17 protein-coding genes are annotated in these 15,719 nt (G+C 63.9%); 8 read left to right on the forward strand and 9 right to left on the reverse strand.

What is annotated here, in order from left to right; genetic code table 11:
• Window positions 1–157: 157 nt before the first annotated feature.
• Together VKR55_RS25650 and VKR55_RS25655 are read left to right on the forward strand one after the other, a co-directional pair.
• Window positions 158–1,582, forward strand: a complete 1,425-nt coding sequence (locus tag VKR55_RS25650; RefSeq protein WP_324407767.1) for a hypothetical protein — start codon at window positions 158–160, stop codon at window positions 1,580–1,582.
• Window positions 1,583–1,594: 12 nt separating this feature from the next.
• A complete protein-coding gene (locus VKR55_RS25655) occupies window positions 1,595–2,491 on the forward strand; it encodes a methylenetetrahydrofolate reductase (RefSeq protein WP_324407768.1) in 897 nt (298 codons plus the stop codon).
• Here the strand turns inward: VKR55_RS25655 and VKR55_RS25660 are convergent.
• Window positions 2,476–3,387, reverse strand: coding sequence for an amidohydrolase family protein (locus tag VKR55_RS25660; protein WP_324407770.1), 912 nt, complete (start codon window positions 3,385–3,387; stop codon window positions 2,476–2,478). The genes VKR55_RS25655 and VKR55_RS25660 overlap by 16 nt on opposite strands.
• 63 nt (window positions 3,388–3,450) lie before the next feature.
• Between VKR55_RS25660 and VKR55_RS25665 the strand changes: the two genes are divergently transcribed.
• Complete coding sequence (locus VKR55_RS25665) at window positions 3,451–5,313, forward strand: acetyl-CoA hydrolase/transferase C-terminal domain-containing protein (protein ID WP_324407859.1); 1,863 nt, start codon at window positions 3,451–3,453, stop codon at window positions 5,311–5,313.
• A 205-nt stretch (window positions 5,314–5,518) separates the two neighbouring features.
• Here the strand turns inward: VKR55_RS25665 and VKR55_RS25670 are convergent, their stop codons facing one another.
• Both VKR55_RS25670 and VKR55_RS25675 read right to left on the reverse strand, forming a co-directional pair.
• Complete coding sequence (locus tag VKR55_RS25670; RefSeq protein ID WP_324407772.1) at window positions 5,519–6,298, reverse strand: enoyl-CoA hydratase; 780 nt, start codon at window positions 6,296–6,298, stop codon at window positions 5,519–5,521.
• Between the two features lie 82 nt (window positions 6,299–6,380).
• Window positions 6,381–6,815: a hypothetical protein gene (locus VKR55_RS25675; protein WP_324407774.1), complete on the reverse strand. Its 435-nt coding sequence runs from the start codon at window positions 6,813–6,815 to the stop codon at window positions 6,381–6,383.
• Window positions 6,816–7,164: 349 nt separating this feature from the next.
• Here VKR55_RS25675 and VKR55_RS25680 point away from each other — a divergent pair, with 349 nt between their 5' ends.
• Complete coding sequence (locus tag VKR55_RS25680; RefSeq protein ID WP_324407775.1) at window positions 7,165–7,710, forward strand: sigma-70 family RNA polymerase sigma factor; 546 nt, start codon at window positions 7,165–7,167, stop codon at window positions 7,708–7,710.
• 2 nt (window positions 7,711–7,712) lie between these two features.
• Window positions 7,713–8,348 carry a DUF1109 domain-containing protein gene (locus VKR55_RS25685; RefSeq protein ID WP_324407776.1) on the forward strand — a complete coding sequence of 212 codons (636 nt, stop codon included), beginning with the start codon at window positions 7,713–7,715 and terminating at the stop codon, window positions 8,346–8,348.
• A gap of 94 nt (window positions 8,349–8,442) precedes the next feature.
• Here VKR55_RS25685 and VKR55_RS25690 read toward each other — a convergent pair whose 3' ends face one another.
• Genes VKR55_RS25690 through VKR55_RS25705 form a run of 4 tightly spaced genes read right to left on the reverse strand, consistent with a single transcriptional unit; the run spans window position 8,443 to window position 10,374 of the window.
• Window positions 8,443–9,114 (reverse strand): MIP/aquaporin family protein, encoded by a 672-nt coding sequence (locus VKR55_RS25690; RefSeq protein WP_324407778.1) that lies wholly within the window; start codon window positions 9,112–9,114, stop codon window positions 8,443–8,445.
• On the reverse strand, window positions 9,114–9,533 hold the full coding sequence (gene arsC / locus VKR55_RS25695; RefSeq protein ID WP_324407779.1) for an arsenate reductase (glutaredoxin): 420 nt from the start codon (window positions 9,531–9,533) through the stop codon (window positions 9,114–9,116). Before arsC ends, VKR55_RS25690 begins: the two co-directional genes overlap by 1 nt.
• Before the next feature lie 14 nt (window positions 9,534–9,547).
• A complete protein-coding gene (locus VKR55_RS25700) occupies window positions 9,548–10,018 on the reverse strand; it encodes an ArsI/CadI family heavy metal resistance metalloenzyme (RefSeq protein ID WP_324407781.1) in 471 nt (156 codons plus the stop codon).
• Window positions 10,019–10,029: 11 nt separating this feature from the next.
• Entirely contained in the window at window positions 10,030–10,374 is a 345-nt protein-coding gene (locus VKR55_RS25705) for an ArsR/SmtB family transcription factor (RefSeq protein ID WP_324407782.1), read from the reverse strand.
• A 45-nt stretch (window positions 10,375–10,419) separates the two neighbouring features.
• On the opposite strand from VKR55_RS25705, the gene VKR55_RS25710 reads away from it, so the two are divergent.
• Window positions 10,420–10,956 (forward strand): hypothetical protein, encoded by a 537-nt coding sequence (locus tag VKR55_RS25710; RefSeq protein ID WP_324407784.1) that lies wholly within the window; start codon window positions 10,420–10,422, stop codon window positions 10,954–10,956.
• 742 nt (window positions 10,957–11,698) lie between these two features.
• Here VKR55_RS25710 and VKR55_RS25715 read toward each other — a convergent pair.
• Both VKR55_RS25715 and VKR55_RS25720 read right to left on the reverse strand, forming a co-directional pair.
• The gene (locus VKR55_RS25715; RefSeq protein WP_324407786.1) at window positions 11,699–12,820 is read right to left on the reverse strand and encodes a DUF2336 domain-containing protein; all 1,122 of its coding nucleotides are present in this window, start codon (window positions 12,818–12,820) and stop codon (window positions 11,699–11,701) included.
• A 67-nt stretch (window positions 12,821–12,887) separates the two neighbouring features.
• A complete protein-coding gene (locus tag VKR55_RS25720) occupies window positions 12,888–14,051 on the reverse strand; it encodes a GGDEF domain-containing protein (RefSeq protein WP_414642454.1) in 1,164 nt (387 codons plus the stop codon).
• Window positions 14,052–14,446: 395 nt separating this feature from the next.
• Between VKR55_RS25720 and VKR55_RS25725 the strand changes: the two genes are divergently transcribed.
• Together VKR55_RS25725 and VKR55_RS25730 are read left to right on the forward strand one after the other, a co-directional pair.
• A complete protein-coding gene (locus VKR55_RS25725) occupies window positions 14,447–15,013 on the forward strand; it encodes a sigma-70 family RNA polymerase sigma factor (RefSeq protein WP_324407788.1) in 567 nt (188 codons plus the stop codon).
• A complete protein-coding gene (locus VKR55_RS25730; protein WP_324407790.1) occupies window positions 15,010–15,714 on the forward strand; it encodes a hypothetical protein in 705 nt (234 codons plus the stop codon). Before VKR55_RS25725 ends, VKR55_RS25730 begins: the two co-directional genes overlap by 4 nt.
• Window positions 15,715–15,719 lie beyond the last annotated feature (5 nt).

The following is a 15,719-nucleotide window of genomic DNA, read 5'->3' on the forward strand; positions in this document are numbered from 1 at the left end:
GGCCAACCGGGAAAGCTCTTAGATTATTCGAGAAAGGCCCTGGATTATCCCGAGTCGTGCACAGGAAATTGCTCCATTCACCGAACGAATCGACGCGATAAAGCCGGGTGCTCGGCATAATCGAGCACTCGGCATAAGGAAACCGCGGGGAGCAACCATGCGGATCGAAGAGCACCAGCCGCGCGCTCCGGGCGGGACCTCGGAGGAGATCCTTGGCGAGATCAGGGAGTACTGCCGCGCGACGCAGACGGCGGAGTCGACCTTCGGCCGCCTCGTCGTCAATGACGGCAAGCTGGTGTCGCGCCTGCGTGACGGCGCCAAGATCACGACCGGCACGCTCGACAAGGTCCGCGCCTATCTCTCGGAGCATCGCCCCGATCATGCGGGCAATGGCAACGGCGCTTCCGCCGTTGCCGCCAGACCCGCCAATGGCACCGCCACAACCGCCGATGTCGTGCCGCCGGGCTTCCGCTTCTTCGACAACCGGCAAAAATATCTCCTGTTCGTCTCGACCTGCAGCGAGAAGACCGAGATCGCCAACCGCGTCTCGCTGGAGCTTGCAACGCTGCAGCCGTCGCCGCCGGCGCTGCGCCTGTTCGATGCCGGCGTCGGCGACGGCACCGTGCTGTCGCGGGTGATGCGGGCGCTGCACGCGCGCTTTCCGACCATGCCGCTTTACGTCGTCGCCAAGGAGATTTCCTACGAAGATGTGCGCATGATGCTGGAGAAGATGGCCGACCGCCTGTTCGAGCATCCCGCGACCGTGCTCGTCGTCACCAACCTCTATTATGCCGAGGCGCCGTGGCTGACGCCGCGCTCGGTCACATCAGCGCAAGGCCTGATCTGGAAGGACGTGATGCTGTCCGGCAATAGCGCGCACGGCTTTGCCGAGCAGATCGGGGACCTCGAAAAGTTTTTGGCCGAGAACTGGCGCGCCGGCATCAGCGCCAGGACCGGCAATCCCGTCTACCAGCGGCCGATCGTGCTGACGCTGCGGCGCGAGGATCATTCCTTCCTGCTCGACCCGATCATGCCACGGCCGGGCCGCGTCATGGCCGACTACGACCTCGTGATCGCCTCGCAGCCCTATCGCGCCCGCATCGGTGTCGAGTTCAAGGCCTCCAAGGTGGTGACGCCGCTGGTGCGCTCGCTCCGGCCCGGCGGCCGGCTGATCGGCATCCATTCGCATGGCCACGACCCCGGCATGGAGATCATCGACCAGGTCTGGCCCGACGAGGATCCCTTCAAGACCGATCGCTATGCGCTCCTGCGCCAGGTCAAGCACGAGTTGGGCTCGGCTGCGCGCCACTATAATTTCAACGCGTCATCCGACGCGCGCTCGATCTTCCGCTACCACATGCACACGCTGCCCGACGAGGTGAGCGGCCCGATCGGCACCTCGACGCTGTTTGCGGCTTGGAATGCGGCGATCTACGTGGCGCAGATCGAGGACAACCGCCTGTCCGAAGTCGTGCGCGACGGCCGCTATCTCGAGGCGACCGATCGCGTCTTGAAGAAGCATGGCGGCCTCTGGTTCAACGACGAGACCTATGTCATCTCGCGCCGCCGGGCGCCGGCCTGACGGAGGCAGCCGATGACCGCGTGCTCCGAAGGCCTTGTCACGCTGCTTGCCTCCGCCTCGGTGGAAATCTCCTCGCATGGCCATCAGTTGCAGGCGTTGCGCGAAAGCTTCGCTCCCGGCACCGAGGTCACCATCACCTTTCTTCCCGGCGACAATGTCCGCACCAATGTCGAAACCGCGCGCGACTTGCGCCGCCTGGGCTACGAGCCGGTGCCGCACATCGCTGCGCGCGAGATCCCGTCCCGCGATGGCTTGAACGATTTTGTCGCGCGGCTGCGCAGCGACGCCGATGTTCGCCGCGTGCTCCTGATCGCAGGCGATGTCGCGGGAGCGAAGGGCCCGTTCAAGTCGAGCCGGGACGTCGCCGCGACAGGGCTCCTGGAGGCCCACGGCATCACGCGCGTCAGCGTCGCCGGCCATCCCGAGGGCCATCCGTTTCTGGACGGGGAGGCGGCCTTCCGCGGCCTGCAGACCTGGCGCGACTGGACGCACGAGACTGGTGTCCGCGTCGACATCGTCACGCAATTCTGTTTCGAGGGCGCGCCGATCCTGAGGTTTTTGGGCGAGCTCGAGGCCCGCAACATCGACCTGCCGGTCATCATCGGCCTCGCCGGACCCGCGACGCCGGCGACCCTGACAAAATTCGCGCTCCGCTGCGGCATCGGCAATTCCATGCGCGCGTTGCGCGGCCAGATCGGCCGTTATGGCCGCCTTCTTATCGACACAGGTCCGGACGACGTCATGCGCGCGCTGGAAGCCGCGCCAGCCGCCGCAACGAGCGCGATCGCAGGCTTCCACCTCTTTCCCTTCGGCGGATTACGCAAGTCTCGCAACTGGTTGCGCGAATACCCTTTAGCGGCGCGTCACGCGCCTCAAGCGCTTTCCTCGTCCGCTCACCCAAACCCGTAGAGCCGCGCGGGATTGTCGACCAGGATCTTCTTGCGCACCGCCGCATCCGGCGCCCACGCCGGTACCTGGTTCAGGATGGCGCCATCGTCGATCTGGAGCAGCGGCGTCACGTCGGTCGCCTTTCGCCCCGCAATCGCATCCGGATGCGGCCAGTCGGTGCCCCAGACGATGCGATCAGGGTTGGCCGCGATCAGTGCCTGCGCCAGCGGCGCAGCGTCGCGATAGTCCGGCGCGAGCCTGGAGGCGCGATAGGCACCGGAGACCTTCACATAGGCCCTGCCGGATTTCACGAGCGCAAGGAGATCGTTAAAGCCGGGCTGCCCGACGCCTTTTGCCGCCACGGCGCCACCGAAATGGTCGAACACGACGGGCACGGGCGTGGCTGCCACCAGGTCCTTGATCGCCGAGATCATGGCCAGCGACGTGAAGAGCTGCACATGCCAGCCCCGCACCTTCATGCGTTCGACGGCGGCCGAAAACCGCGTCCGCCCGACATCGGGATCGTTGACCCCGCCCGTCGCGAGGTTAAGCCGGATGCCACGGAAACCCGCGGCATGCATGGCGTCGAGATCGACTTCGCTGGTCTTGTCGTCGATCACGGCAACCCCGCGGGCGGTTCTCCCGCGCGCCTTGATCCCGAGCAGGGAGGCCGAATTATCGGAGCCATAGACGCTCGGCGTCACGATCACCACGCGTTCGATATGCAGCGCCTTGTGCAGCGCCGACATCTGTTCGGGGCTGGCAGGCTCGGGCGTATAGACCCGGTCCGGGGCGTACGGAAACTTTTCCGGATCGCCGTGAATGTGGGTGTGGCAGTCGCAGGCGCCGGGCGGGACATCGAAATTGATGGGCGTCGAAGGTTGGGATGGTCCGGCAAAGACGTCTGGCTTGTTCATGGCCGCTCCGCGTTCTAATGCGCTATAGCTGAGAATCTCTTGTTTCGCACGGTCCTTCACCTGATGCCAAAACTGTTCACCGATCCTGACGCGATCGCCGACGACATCATCCGCGACGTCGGCAAGAAACTCGTGGTGGGACTGCCGCTCGGGCTCGGCAAGGCCAACCACATCGTCAACGCGCTCTATGCGCGCGCAGCCGCCGACCCTTCGATCGATCTGACCTTCTTCACCGCGCTGACGCTGGAGAAGCCGACACCGAAGAATCTGGTGCAATGGCGCTTCATCGCGCCGGTGATCGATCGCCTGTTCGGCGACTATCCCGATCTCGCCTATGCGGCGCCGTTGCGGGCAGGTCGCCTGCCGCCCAACATCCGCGTTATAGAGTTCTTCTTTCTCGCCGGGCGCTGGCTGCATGTCGCCCAGGCGCAGCAGAACTATATCTCGGCAAACTATACCCATGCAGCGCCCTACCTGCTCGCCTCCGGGCTCAACGTCGTCCTGCAGCTCGTGGCCAAGCGCGTCACTGACGGCGTGCCGCGCTATAGCCTGTCCTGCAACACCGACACCACCCTCGACGTGTTGCGGGCGCGCAACGAAGGCCGCGCATCCTTCAAGCTGATTGGGCAGGTCAATTCCGAGCTGCCGTTCATGCCGGGGCCGGGCGATCTCTCCGGCGACGAGTTCAGCGCAGTGCTCGACAGCCCGGCCTGCGATTTTTCGCTGTTCGCACCGCCGGCCGAGCCGATCGGTGACGTTCGCTATGCGATCGGCCTGCATGCGGCTGGCCTCGTGCGCGACGGCGGCACCTTACAGATCGGCATCGGGCAGATCGGCGATGCGGTGGCGCAGGCGCTGATCCTTCGCCATCGGGACAGTGGGCAGTTCGCTAGCCTTGTCCGGCGGCTTGCGCCTGCGACGCCTGCGCAGGGAACGCCGGAGACGGCCTCTTTCGAAAAGGGCCTCTATGGCGTCAGCGAGATGATCACGGAAGGCTTTGTCGCCCTGATCGAGGCCGGCATCCTCAAGCGCGCGGTCGATGGTGTCGTGTTGCACGGGGCCTTCTTCCTCGGGCCGAAAGCGTTCTATCGCGCGTTTCGCGAGATGACGCCCGAAGACATCGCGCGCATCCGGATGATGCCGGTGTCCTTCACCAACGAGCTCTATGGCGATGAGGAGACGAAACGCCGCGCGCGCATCGACGCCCGCTTCATCAACAATGCGATGATGGTTACCCTGATGGGCGCCGTGGTTTCCGACGGACTGGAGAACGGGCAGGTCGTGAGCGGCGTCGGCGGTCAATACAATTTCGTGGCACAGGCGTTCGCGCTTTCCGGCGCGCGGTCAATTCTGGCGCTGGAGGCGACCCGGCAGGCGGGAAGGACGGTGCAGTCGAATATCCGCTGGAGCTACGGGCACGAGACGATCCCGCGGCACCTGCGCGACGTCATCATTACCGAATACGGTGTCGCTGATCTTCGCGGCAAGTCCGACGCGGACGTGATCGTGGCGATGCTGTCGATCGCAGATTCACGCTTCCAGGAGGAACTGGCGCGCGCCGCCAAGGATGCCGGCAAGCTGCCGAAGGGATTTGAGATTCCACGCGCGCATCGCGACAACACGCCCGAGTGGATCGCCGCAGCACTAAAATCCGCGCGCGACGCGGGCCTCTTGCCGTCGTTTCCGTTCGGCAGTGATTTCACCGAAGTGGAGCAGCGCCTGATCCCGGCACTGCAGATATTGCAGGACGCCCAGCACGCGCCGCTGCATCTGGCCCATCTCCTCTGGCGCGGCGTGACACATCCGCCGGGTCCGGCCGATTCCGAATGCCTGGCACGGCTCGGGCTCGACAAGCCCGCGACATTCGCCGAGCGCATGTACCGCGCGCTGGTGAGCGCGGCGCTGGAAGAGAGCAGGGCGGGGTAGGCTCCGGTAGGGTGGGCAAAGGCGCTCTTGCGCCGTGCCCACCACCAACAGCGCCCCTTTGATCGGTGGGCACGCTTCGCTTTGCCCACTCTACGAATCAGCAATTTGGCTCGTCATTGCGAGGAGCGCAGCGACGAAGCAATCCACACCTTGCGGGTTGCTCTGGATTGCTTCGCTTCGCTCGCAATGACGAAGGAAGCGACGGCTACCTGTTCTTGTTCGCCGGCTTGCGCTTCTCGATGAAGGCGGCCATGCCTTCGGAGCGGTCTTCGAGCGCAAAGGTCGAGTGGAACAGGTTGCGCTCGACGTTGATGCCCTCGCTCAATGTGGTCTCGAAGGCGCGGTTGACGGCCTCTTTCGCCATCGCCGCCGCCGGCTGCGACATCGACGCAATCTTCTCTGCCGCCGCCATCGCCTCGTCCATCAACTTGTCCGCCGGCACCACGCGGCTCACAAGCCCGCTTCGCTCGGCTTCCGCCGCATCCATCATGCGGCCGGTCAGGCACAGATCCATAGCCTTGGATTTGCCGACCGCGCGCGTCAGCCGCTGCGTACCGCCGATACCGGGGATGGTGCCGAGCGTGATTTCGGGCTGGCCGAATTTGGCGGTGTCGGCGGCGATGATGATGTCGCACATCATCGCAAGCTCGCAGCCGCCGCCAAGCGCGTAGCCGGCGACCGCGGCAATGGTCGGCTTGCGGCATTTGGCGACGCGATCGCCGCCGATCGAGGCGAAGTCGCTCGAGAGCATGTCGATGAAGCCTTTCGGCTGCATTTCCTTGATGTCGGCGCCGGCGGCAAACGCCTTGTCGTTGCCGGTCACGACGATGCAGCCGATCGTCTCATCGGCCTCGAGATCGTCGACCGCAGCGGCGATCTCGCGGAACACGCCGAACGACAGCGCATTCAGCATCTTGGGCCGGTTGAGCCTGATGATGCCGACGGCCCCGCGGCTTTCAACAATGATGTGTTCGAATGTGCTCATGACCCACCCCGCATCAAGCAATTGCGCGGGCAATGTGCCCCCTGGCGGGGTGGGCTTCAAGTGGGTGAGGTTGCTTGCCCAACTACGCCATGAACATGCGCGCGGCAGAGGCGATCGTGAGCAGCGCGCCGAAACCGATGAAGATCTTTCCGATCAGCGAGGTCTCGTCCCAGGTCGCGCTCTGGCTGCCGGCGACGACGGGCGCGGCGCGCGGGGCCTGCTGAGGCTCGGCCTGCGGGACCTGCGTCTCGCTTTGTTGTGTCACGATGACTGGCTGGCGCAGGTCGTCCTGATGGGCAGAGCGGTCGCTGTCTGAGAGTTGATTGGTGGGTGCCGCCTGGTCCCCAGGAGCGGCTTGCGTGTCGGCGGGATTGGCGGGTGCCGTCACGGCGGCATTGTCGGGCGGTGCTTCGGCAGGCCCGGCGAACGACGGCCCTGAAAGCCCCAAAACGGAAGACCCCATGAGAACTCCGAACGCGAGAATGACGGCGGTGCGCCCGCTTAGTTTCTTGGTCATTTGGCAGATCTCCCCAAAGTGCCAGTCCCTGTCCCAGTGAAGCGAAAGAGACCCGGCGACATGTCCGCAGCGGGGCGGAAAAAGGGAATCTTTGGCCCACAACGGGCGAAAGCTGGGCAGATGCGAATCAGCGTGAGTCACAATCGAAATTTCGTGAGTGAATCGTGTTTGAAATCAATGCCACGGTGCGAGCAGCCGCAATCGATGTTATGAGCGATCGGCAACGGTGAGATGCGTCATCGCGGGAATCGGTGGTGGCGCGGTCCGGCGTCGTTATCACGACTTCGTGATTAGAAGTTTGCCCCGTAACAATCTGAAACATCGACCGAATTGAAATACTGGAGCGCGCGTGCGCGAACGTGAAGATGAGTGGACCGGCCTGATGCGGTCGGCCATATCCGGAGACAGCGCGGCGTATCATCGGCTGCTCAAGGCGGTCACGCCGGTGCTGCGGGCGGCTGCGCGCCGGGGCCTTGCGCGCGCGGGTCAACCGGTCGATCAAGCCGAGGATATCGTGCAGGACATTCTGCTCGCGGTGCATCTGAAACGGCATACATGGGACGCGGCTGCGCCGTTCGCGCCGTGGCTGTTTGCGATTGCGCGCAACAAGCTGATCGATGCGCTGCGCAGGCGCGGAAAACGCGTGTTCGTCAACATCGACGAGTTTTCCGAGACGCTGGCCGGCACGCCGGCGGAGGCGACGGCGTCGCCGAGCGAAGTAGCCGCGCAACTGAAGACGCTGCCGGCGCGCCAGCGCGACGTGCTGCAGTCGATCGCAGTCGACAGCGCCTCGATCAGGGATACGGCGAGAAAGTTCGCGATGAGCGAGGGTGCGGTGCGCGTCGCGCTGCATCGGGGGCTCGCGAGCCTCACCGCGAAACTGAGGGAACAGTGAGAATGGATACCGATCAGCTCATCAAGACCCTCGCGGTGGACAATACGCGCGCGCGTCCCGTCAGCCATGTGCTGGCGATGGCGCTGTTTGCGGCAGCACCCGTATCGATCCTGATGTTCGTGGCGGCGCTCGGTGTGCGGCCCGACGTCGAGACCGCGATGCATAATCCGTTCTTCGATCTGAAATTCGCGGTGACACTGGCGCTCGCGACAGCGGCGATCACCATCAGCCTGCATCTGTCGCGGCCCGAGGCCTCGCTGCGCGGCTTTGTCTGGCTGCTCGCGATTCCGCCTCTGCTTCTGGTCGCCGGCATCTCGGGCGAGATGATGATGCCGCAGCGGCTGCCGATGATGACGCGGCTGGTGGGGCACAATTCCAGGATATGCATGAGTACGGTGCCGCTGATGTCGCTGCCGCTCCTGGCGGCCTCGCTCATCGGGCTGCGCCACGGCGCGCCGAGTAGGCCAGCGCTGGCAGGCGCGATGGCCGGCCTGTTGTCGTCGGGCCTCGCGGCAACCCTCTACGCCTCGCATTGCACCGACGACTCGCCGCTCTTCGTCGCCACTTGGTACACGCTTGCAACCACCATCGTCACAGCGATCGGCGCCGTGGTGGGATCGCGGGTGCTAAGGTTTTGAGGGATTCGTAGGGCGGATTAGCGTTAGCGTAATCCGCCAACTGGATCCGCGGTTCGACAGCGGCGGGTTACGCTCCGCTAACCCGCCCTACGATCTACGCCGGCTTCGGCTTGTGTTCCCACAGCCATCCCGAAAGCACCACAGCGAGCGCGGCTCCAAGCAATTGCGCGCTGATGAAGGCGGGGACGCTACTCGGCGCGATGCCGGCAAACGTATTCGATAGCGAGCGTGCAATCGTTACGGCGGGATTGGCGAACGACGTCGAGGCCGTGAACCAGTAGGCCGAAGTGATGTAGAGGCCGACGGCGTAGGGGACGGCACTTGGCGCGCGAGCGACGCAACCGAAGATCGTCAGCAAGAGGCCGAAGGTCGCGACGCCCTCGGCAAACCATTGTCCGGTGCCGGTGCGCACGGTGAGCGAGGACTGCCACAGCGGCAGCTCGAACATCAGATGTGCGGCCCACACGCCGGCAATGCCGCCGGCGATTTGCGCGATGATGTAGAGGGCTGCGGTCGCCCACGGCAATTTAGCGCGCCAGGCGAAGGCCAGCGTCACGGCCGGATTGAAATGCCCGCCCGAGAGCGGACCGAAAATCAGGATCAGCACCACCAGGATCGCGCCGGTCGGGATGGTGTTGCAGAGCAGCGCCAGCGCAACATTCCCGTCGGCAAGCCTTTGCGCCATGATTCCCGACCCCACCACGGCGGCGAGCAGGAATGCCGTGCCGAGCCACTCGGCGACAAGACGCTGAGTGAGCGAGGCCATCACGCCGCCGCCGGGCTTCGCGGATCGACGACGCGCTCGCCGTCTTCCTTGACAAACGCGCCGTGCTGCGGCGGCAGCAAGTCCATCACCCTCTCGGAGGGGCGACACAGCCGCACGCCCTTCGGCGTTACGACAATCGGCCGGTTGATCAGGACCGGATGCGCCATCATCGCGTCCAGCAACTCATCATCGCCCAGCTTCGGATTGCCGAGCCCCAATTCATGAAACGGCGTGCCTTTCTCGCGCAGGATATCGCGCACCGGAACACCCATGCGCGCAATCAACTGTTTCAGGAGCGAGCGGGATGGCGGCGTCTTCAGATATTCGACGACATGCGGCTCGATGCCGGCATTGCGGATCATCGCGAGCGTGTTGCGCGACGTGCCGCAATCGGGGTTGTGGTAGATGATGACGTCCATTGATGCGGTCTCTGCTAGCAGCAGGCGGAGGCGGGTTTCGCCGTGGGCTGCGGCGCGCAGCATGCGCTCGCTTTTTCATGGGCGATGCGGGCGGTGTTCTCGCCACTCCCGTCGCCATAGACGGTGCTTTCGCCCTTGGTGTGGAACGTCTCCCACGCGATACCCGCGGGATCGTCGATCCAGGATTTCTCGGACTTGGCATAGCAGCAGGTGGTCTCGCCCTGCTCGATGACGTTGCCGCCGGCCTCACGCAAGCGCGCATAGACCTCGTGCAGCTCGTCGGTGTTCTCGACCTGGATGCCGAGATGATCGAGACCTGGTTCGCGCCCGCGCGTGGAGATCGCGAAATTGACGCGCGGATCCTCCAGCATCCATTTCGCATAGTCGGGTTTGACCACGGTCGGTTTCGCCGCGAACAGCGCAGAATAGAATCCGACGGAACGCGAGATATCCTCGACGGAGACGTGAACATGGAGGCGCTTCATGGCGTGTCCTTTCAGGCCGGAATTTTCGAGCGCTTGCGCGCGGGTTTGCAGGCCACAGCAGGGGTGCAGGAAACCCCGCCGCAGCAGTTTTCTGTGAGAAAGCCGACGAGCGCATTCATGGTGTCGAACCGCGCGGCATAGATGATCGAGCGGCCGTCGCGGCGCGCGGTGACGAGGCCCGCCATTCGCAGGCGGTCGAAATGAAAGGTCAGCGTGTTGGGCGCAAGACCAAGTGCGTCGGCGACTGCGCCCGCTGGCATGCCGTCGGGGCCGGTCTGCACCAAGAGGCGGAACACGTCGAGGCGATTGTCCTGCGCGAGCGCCGCAAGCGCCGCCACGGCATCTGTCTTTTCCATATTTCAACGAATATTGAATTGTCGACTGGTTGTCAAGCAACGACAATGGATGGCATGGGCGGAGATACGACCACGATTGCGGGAATTGTCATTCCCTCGACCGATCCGGCTTTCCTGGCCGTGATTGCCGGCGTGCATATCCCGCTGGGGATCGCCTGCGTTGTCGCGGGCGCGGTTGCGATGCTCTTGCGCAAAAGGCGGGGGCGCCATTCCACGTTCGGCAGTATCTACTTCTGGTGCGTGCTGGCGTTGTTCGCCTCCGCGACATTTCTCTCGGTCATGCGCTGGCGCGAAAACTACCACCTGTTCGTTTTGGGAGCTTGCTCCTTCGCTTGCGCCTGGTTTGGCCGTTCGGCGCTTCGACTGCGTTGGAAGCAATGGATCAGGCTGCACATGACCGGAATGAGCCTGTCTTATGTCCTGATGCTGATCGCCTTCTATGTTGACAACGGAAAACAATTGCCGGTGTGGAGGGATCTTCCGCACGTTACCTACTGGCTGTTGCCTTTGCTCGTCATGGCGCCGTTCCTCCTTCGGGCGTTGCTGTACCATCCCCTGGTTCTCGGAGCCCGGAAGCCTTGATTGGACCCGCTGCCGCAACCGATTTTGCATCGACGGGCAAATCACTTCGCGTGACTTCGCCTTATCAGAAGCGAAGTCAAGCCCTCGGCGCAAAAATATTCTGCTTCCGTTTTTCGGAATATCATGATTTGTTGCGCGCATCCCGCTCCGGCAAGAGGGGCGTTTCGGCCGATCGTCACGAGATGTGGGGCGGGATGCGATGGACGCGTGAGCTGCGTGAGACGAACGCGGCTGACGCGGACGGCGAAATCGCGTGGTCCTGGCACCCCGACGCTGGTGTCAAGCTTGCGGGCGACGAACCCGTCAGGCGACGGTGGCTAACAAGCCCGGCACACCGGGGAGATCGCGTATAAGCCGTAAACCATTGCGCGGGGAATGCCGGTTGTTCTGGCTGCCCTGTTGTTGCTTGCGTGCGTAAGTGCACTTTCTTTGCACGCAAAGCTCGCGGGTGCGGCCTGCACCCGGCATTCCCTGCGCCCTGACTTTTGATGAGGGTAAGCTGACGCAAAGCTCGGGCCAATCATGTCGCGGGAATGCGAAGGTGTGCCCTCTAGTCATTGCGAGCCAACGGGGCCGCGCGTTCGCGCGGACCCGTTGGCTCGCAATGACGGAGAGGCTATTTGAATATTTGAAAATGCATCGAGCTCTAGCCCGGATGAGCGACTTGTCCGCCGTAGCTCGAAGAGCAAAGACGGAAGCGATATCCCGGCTCATGCGGGCTACAATCATCTCCGTGGGAAGCTCACGCCGCCGGCGCGGTCGGCGGCGACCAGGTCTGCTGCATGCGGTGGAAGCGCAGCACCTGCTGGGCGGTGGACGGCCGCAGGCGCTCATAGGTTTCCTTGCTGGCCTGCAGGTCCGTCGGCTCGCCGCCCAGGAGATCGTCGCGCATGTTGATGATCGCCTTCACGGTCGACCACGACATCCCCGAGACCTTGCACAGGATCATCACGCCCTCGGAGCGGGATTCCACCATCATGCTCTCGGCGGTCGTCACGGGCAGGTTGGCAAGGGCTGCGATCGCCGCATTGGCCTCGTCGAACTTGCCGGCTTCGGCGAACTGCGCCACCTGGTGCTCGTCGAGGCGGCCATCCTCGAACAGCGATTTCACCAGCGCGTGCGCGATCGCGGTTTGCTGCGTCATCGAGGATTTCGACGAGCGCGCCCGCCGCGTCGCCTCGCGCACCGCGCCGGGCACCTCGGCAGACTGCTTCGGATGGGCCGCCTCAAGCCGCTGGCGCACGGTGTCGGAGGCTTTCGCGAGCAGCTTCAGGTACAGATGCCGCGGCATCTGCGGCCGCAGGCCGAGGCAGGTGCAAAGCTCGTCGTCGCCTTCGGCGCGGTTGACGAGGCGGGTGAAACAGCGCTCGGAAAACTCCGCGCCGGGATTGTTGACCGTGCTCTGCACCACCTCGTCATTGCCGCGCAGCACCAGCACGTCGGTGACGGCATTGGAGAGCACCCTGCGTTTGGAGATCGCCATCAAGTGCGCCTGGCTTTTGTTGCGCGCGGTCTCGATCAGCGTGTCGTCGTCGAGCCGCGCGGATTGCGTCAGCACGGGGCCGGCAACCTCGATGACGTCGTCGAAGGCGAGCGTGCGGATGGTCTGCGGCGGGGCCGTATCGATCGGTGCGAGGCGGCTCGCGAGCAGGGCCCTGGCGGACACCTCGATGTGGCGGATCAGGCACTGGAACACGTCGTCGAACAGGCCGATCTGCTCGTCGGAATAATCCACCGCGCCGTTGATGAACAGGTCGGTGACGCGGCGGAGTGTCTGGACACGGCGCGCCACCGTGCCGTGTGCGAGCGTCGATTGCAGCTCGTCGAGCAGGCTTTCCGGGGTCGCGGCAGAATTCGAACTCATGGTCTCTGTCCTGGAGCGTTGAGCCGCCGGCGCTTTCTGGCCCGCGGAAACGGAAATGGCTTTGGTCCTAGGCATTCGTGATGCGGTTGCGTCCTCGCGCTTTCGAAGCGTAAAGCGCGCTGTCGGCGCGCGCGAGGAAGTTGTCGGACGTCTCGCCTCCGCGCAGCGTTGCAACGCCCGCGGAGATCGTGACGCGCATGCCCGGCGAGAACGCGCTCCAGTCGAGCTCGGCGATGATGGCGCGCAGCCGGTCGAGCATGCGAAAGGCCGCATCCTCGGACGTATCGGGCAGCACCAGCAGAAACTCCTCGCCGCCGTAGCGACCGAACCTGTCGATGGTGCGGATGTTGGCGAACGTGGTGATGGCAAAGGTGCGCAGCACTTCGTCGCCGGTCGGATGGCCGTAGGCGTCGTTGATGCGCTTGAAAAAGTCGAGATCGATCAGCGCAATCGAGCAGGGCGCATCGCTGCGCTGGGTGCGGACCAGTTCCTCTTCCAGGATGCGCATGATCGAGCGACGGTTGAACGAGCCGGTCAATTCGTCGAGCTCGGCGAGCTCCTCGATGCGCCGATAGGCTTCCTTGAGTTCGACGCTGCGCCGATAGAGGGTCTTTCGAAGCGTGCTGCCGAACAATCCCAGAAATGCGCACTGTCCGATGACGAGGACAACGCACAGCAGGGCTGCGAGGCGCTCGATCTTGTTGGTGAGCGGCATGCCGATTGGCAGATCGGAGAAGAGGAAGATAGCAATGAGGCCGGCGGTCAGGAGCGTCCAGGTGATGGCCGCCTGCCGGGAGGTCATCCGCAGCGCGCCGAAGGCGAAGACCAGGAACAGCACGCTGATGAAGGCGAAGCCGATCTTCGGCACAGCGACAAGAAAGCCGAGCTGCAAGGCGAGATGGCCGCTGACCTGAAAGACAGTGAGATAGTGATCCTCAAACCTGTCGTTGAAGCCGATGTCCGACAGCACGGCGAAGAAGCCGATCAGGACGAGCCCGCTCACCCAGAAGACGGACGGAACGCTGATCGAGACCGTTCCGGCGTAGGAATAGAGCAAGAGATCGAGGGTGCCCAGCGAGTAACTGAACGCCTGGACGAGATGCATCTGTCGGCGTTGCCGAACGCGGCGCGCCGTCACCTCGCGGGTGATCGGGCTGGAACTCAGCGCGCGCCCCTCAAGGAACATTTCAGCCGTGGTCGGATCCAGGAAGGACGGCGCAACAGTGCCCATTGTCTCGCCACTCAAGGAAAATCAGCGGCTAAAATCTACGTGGTAAAGCCTTTAGGTTTGGTATCTTTCGGAACCCGATTCCGGTGCCATGCGACACCAACTGTAGCCCTTGATCGGCAAGGGAAATTTGGCGACCTGCCGGGATTGAGGGGCGACACGGCGGCCGCTCGATCGGAGTGTCCGTCGTGTGCAAGGCGGCGCTCAATGAAAGTGGCGCATACTATGATACCGTTGTTGTCGACTCGTCGCTTACCACGCTGTCGCGCGGAGCTTGAATTTCCGATTCTGTGCGGTAAGTCACATATGCTGGCAAGGTATACGGCTAGCCTAAAGAATCTTGCCGCCGCGATCGAACCGTCGGCCTACCCCACCCGACCAACCCTGCGAGACGGCCATTGAGCGCAACTGCGGCTACGGACGAAGTCCTTATCGCGAGAATCGCGCAAGGCGACCGGCTCGCCATGCAGGTGCTGTACGGACGGCACCAAGTCAGGGTGTTCCGCTTCGGGCTCCGGCTCGTTCGGGACGAGCAGATTGCGGAGGACCTCATCAGCGAGGTTTTTCTCGATGTGTGGCGTCAGGCCGGCAAGTTCGAAGGCCGATCCGCCGTCTCCACCTGGCTCCTGGCGATTACTCGGTTCAAGGCTCTCTCTGCGCTCCGGCGCAGGAAGGACGCTGAACTGGAAGACGAGGCCGCCAACGCGATCGAGGACACGTCCGACAATCCCGAAGTGGCGGTCACGAAGAAGAATACCGGTGATGCGTTGCGTAAGTGTCTGACGGCACTATCGGCGGAACACCGGGAGATCATCGATCTTGTCTACTACCACGAGAAGAGCGTGGAGGAGGTGGCCGAGATTGTGGGAATCCCGGAGAACACGGTGAAGACGCGCCTGTTTTACGCGCGCAAGAAATTGGCCGAACTGCTGAAGGCAGCCGGCGTGGAACGAGGCTGGCCATGATGGCATTGAGCAAAAAAATGCTGGAACGGGATCCCAGTGACATCGAGATGCTGCTGCCCTGGCATGCCGCCGGCACGTTGAACGCGCGCGACGCGCGCCGCGTCGAGGAGGCGCTGGCCCGCGACCCCGAGCTCGCCAGGCAACACGCCGTGATCCGCGAGGAATATGCCGAGACGATCAACCTGAACGAAACGCTCGGCGCGCCGTCCGCGCGCGCCATGCAGAAATTGTTCGCGGCGATCGATGCTGAGCCTGAGCGCAAGGCCTCGGTGCTTTCGAAGCTTTCGGCGAGGTTTTCCGGTTTTTTCGCTAGCCTGTCGCCGCGCACGCTCGCCTGGTCGGCCAGCCTCGGCGCGCTCGCGCTGCTGTTGCAGGCGGGCGTGATCGGCGCGGTCCTCATGAAGAACCAGGGCTCGACCTTTCAGACCGCTTCACTCAGCATGAACGATCCGTTGACACGCGATCTGGGGGCTGGCGCAGCCTCGGCTCCGCCGCGCGCGCTGGTGCGTTTTGCGGAGGATGCCAAGGTCTCCGAGATCAACGCGCTGCTCGCCAGCTATCAGGCCTCGATCGTCGACGCGAGGGGGGGCCTGTTCCGGCTGCAATTCGGCGACAGGGCGATGAGCAAGGACGAAGTCGCGAGCCTGATGAGCAAGCTGCAGGGCGAGAAGATCGTCAACCTTGCGGTCGCGGCGAATTAGAGTGC

This window comes from Bradyrhizobium sp. (assembly GCF_035309285.1).
Classification (GTDB): Bacteria; Pseudomonadota; Alphaproteobacteria; order Rhizobiales; family Xanthobacteraceae; genus Bradyrhizobium.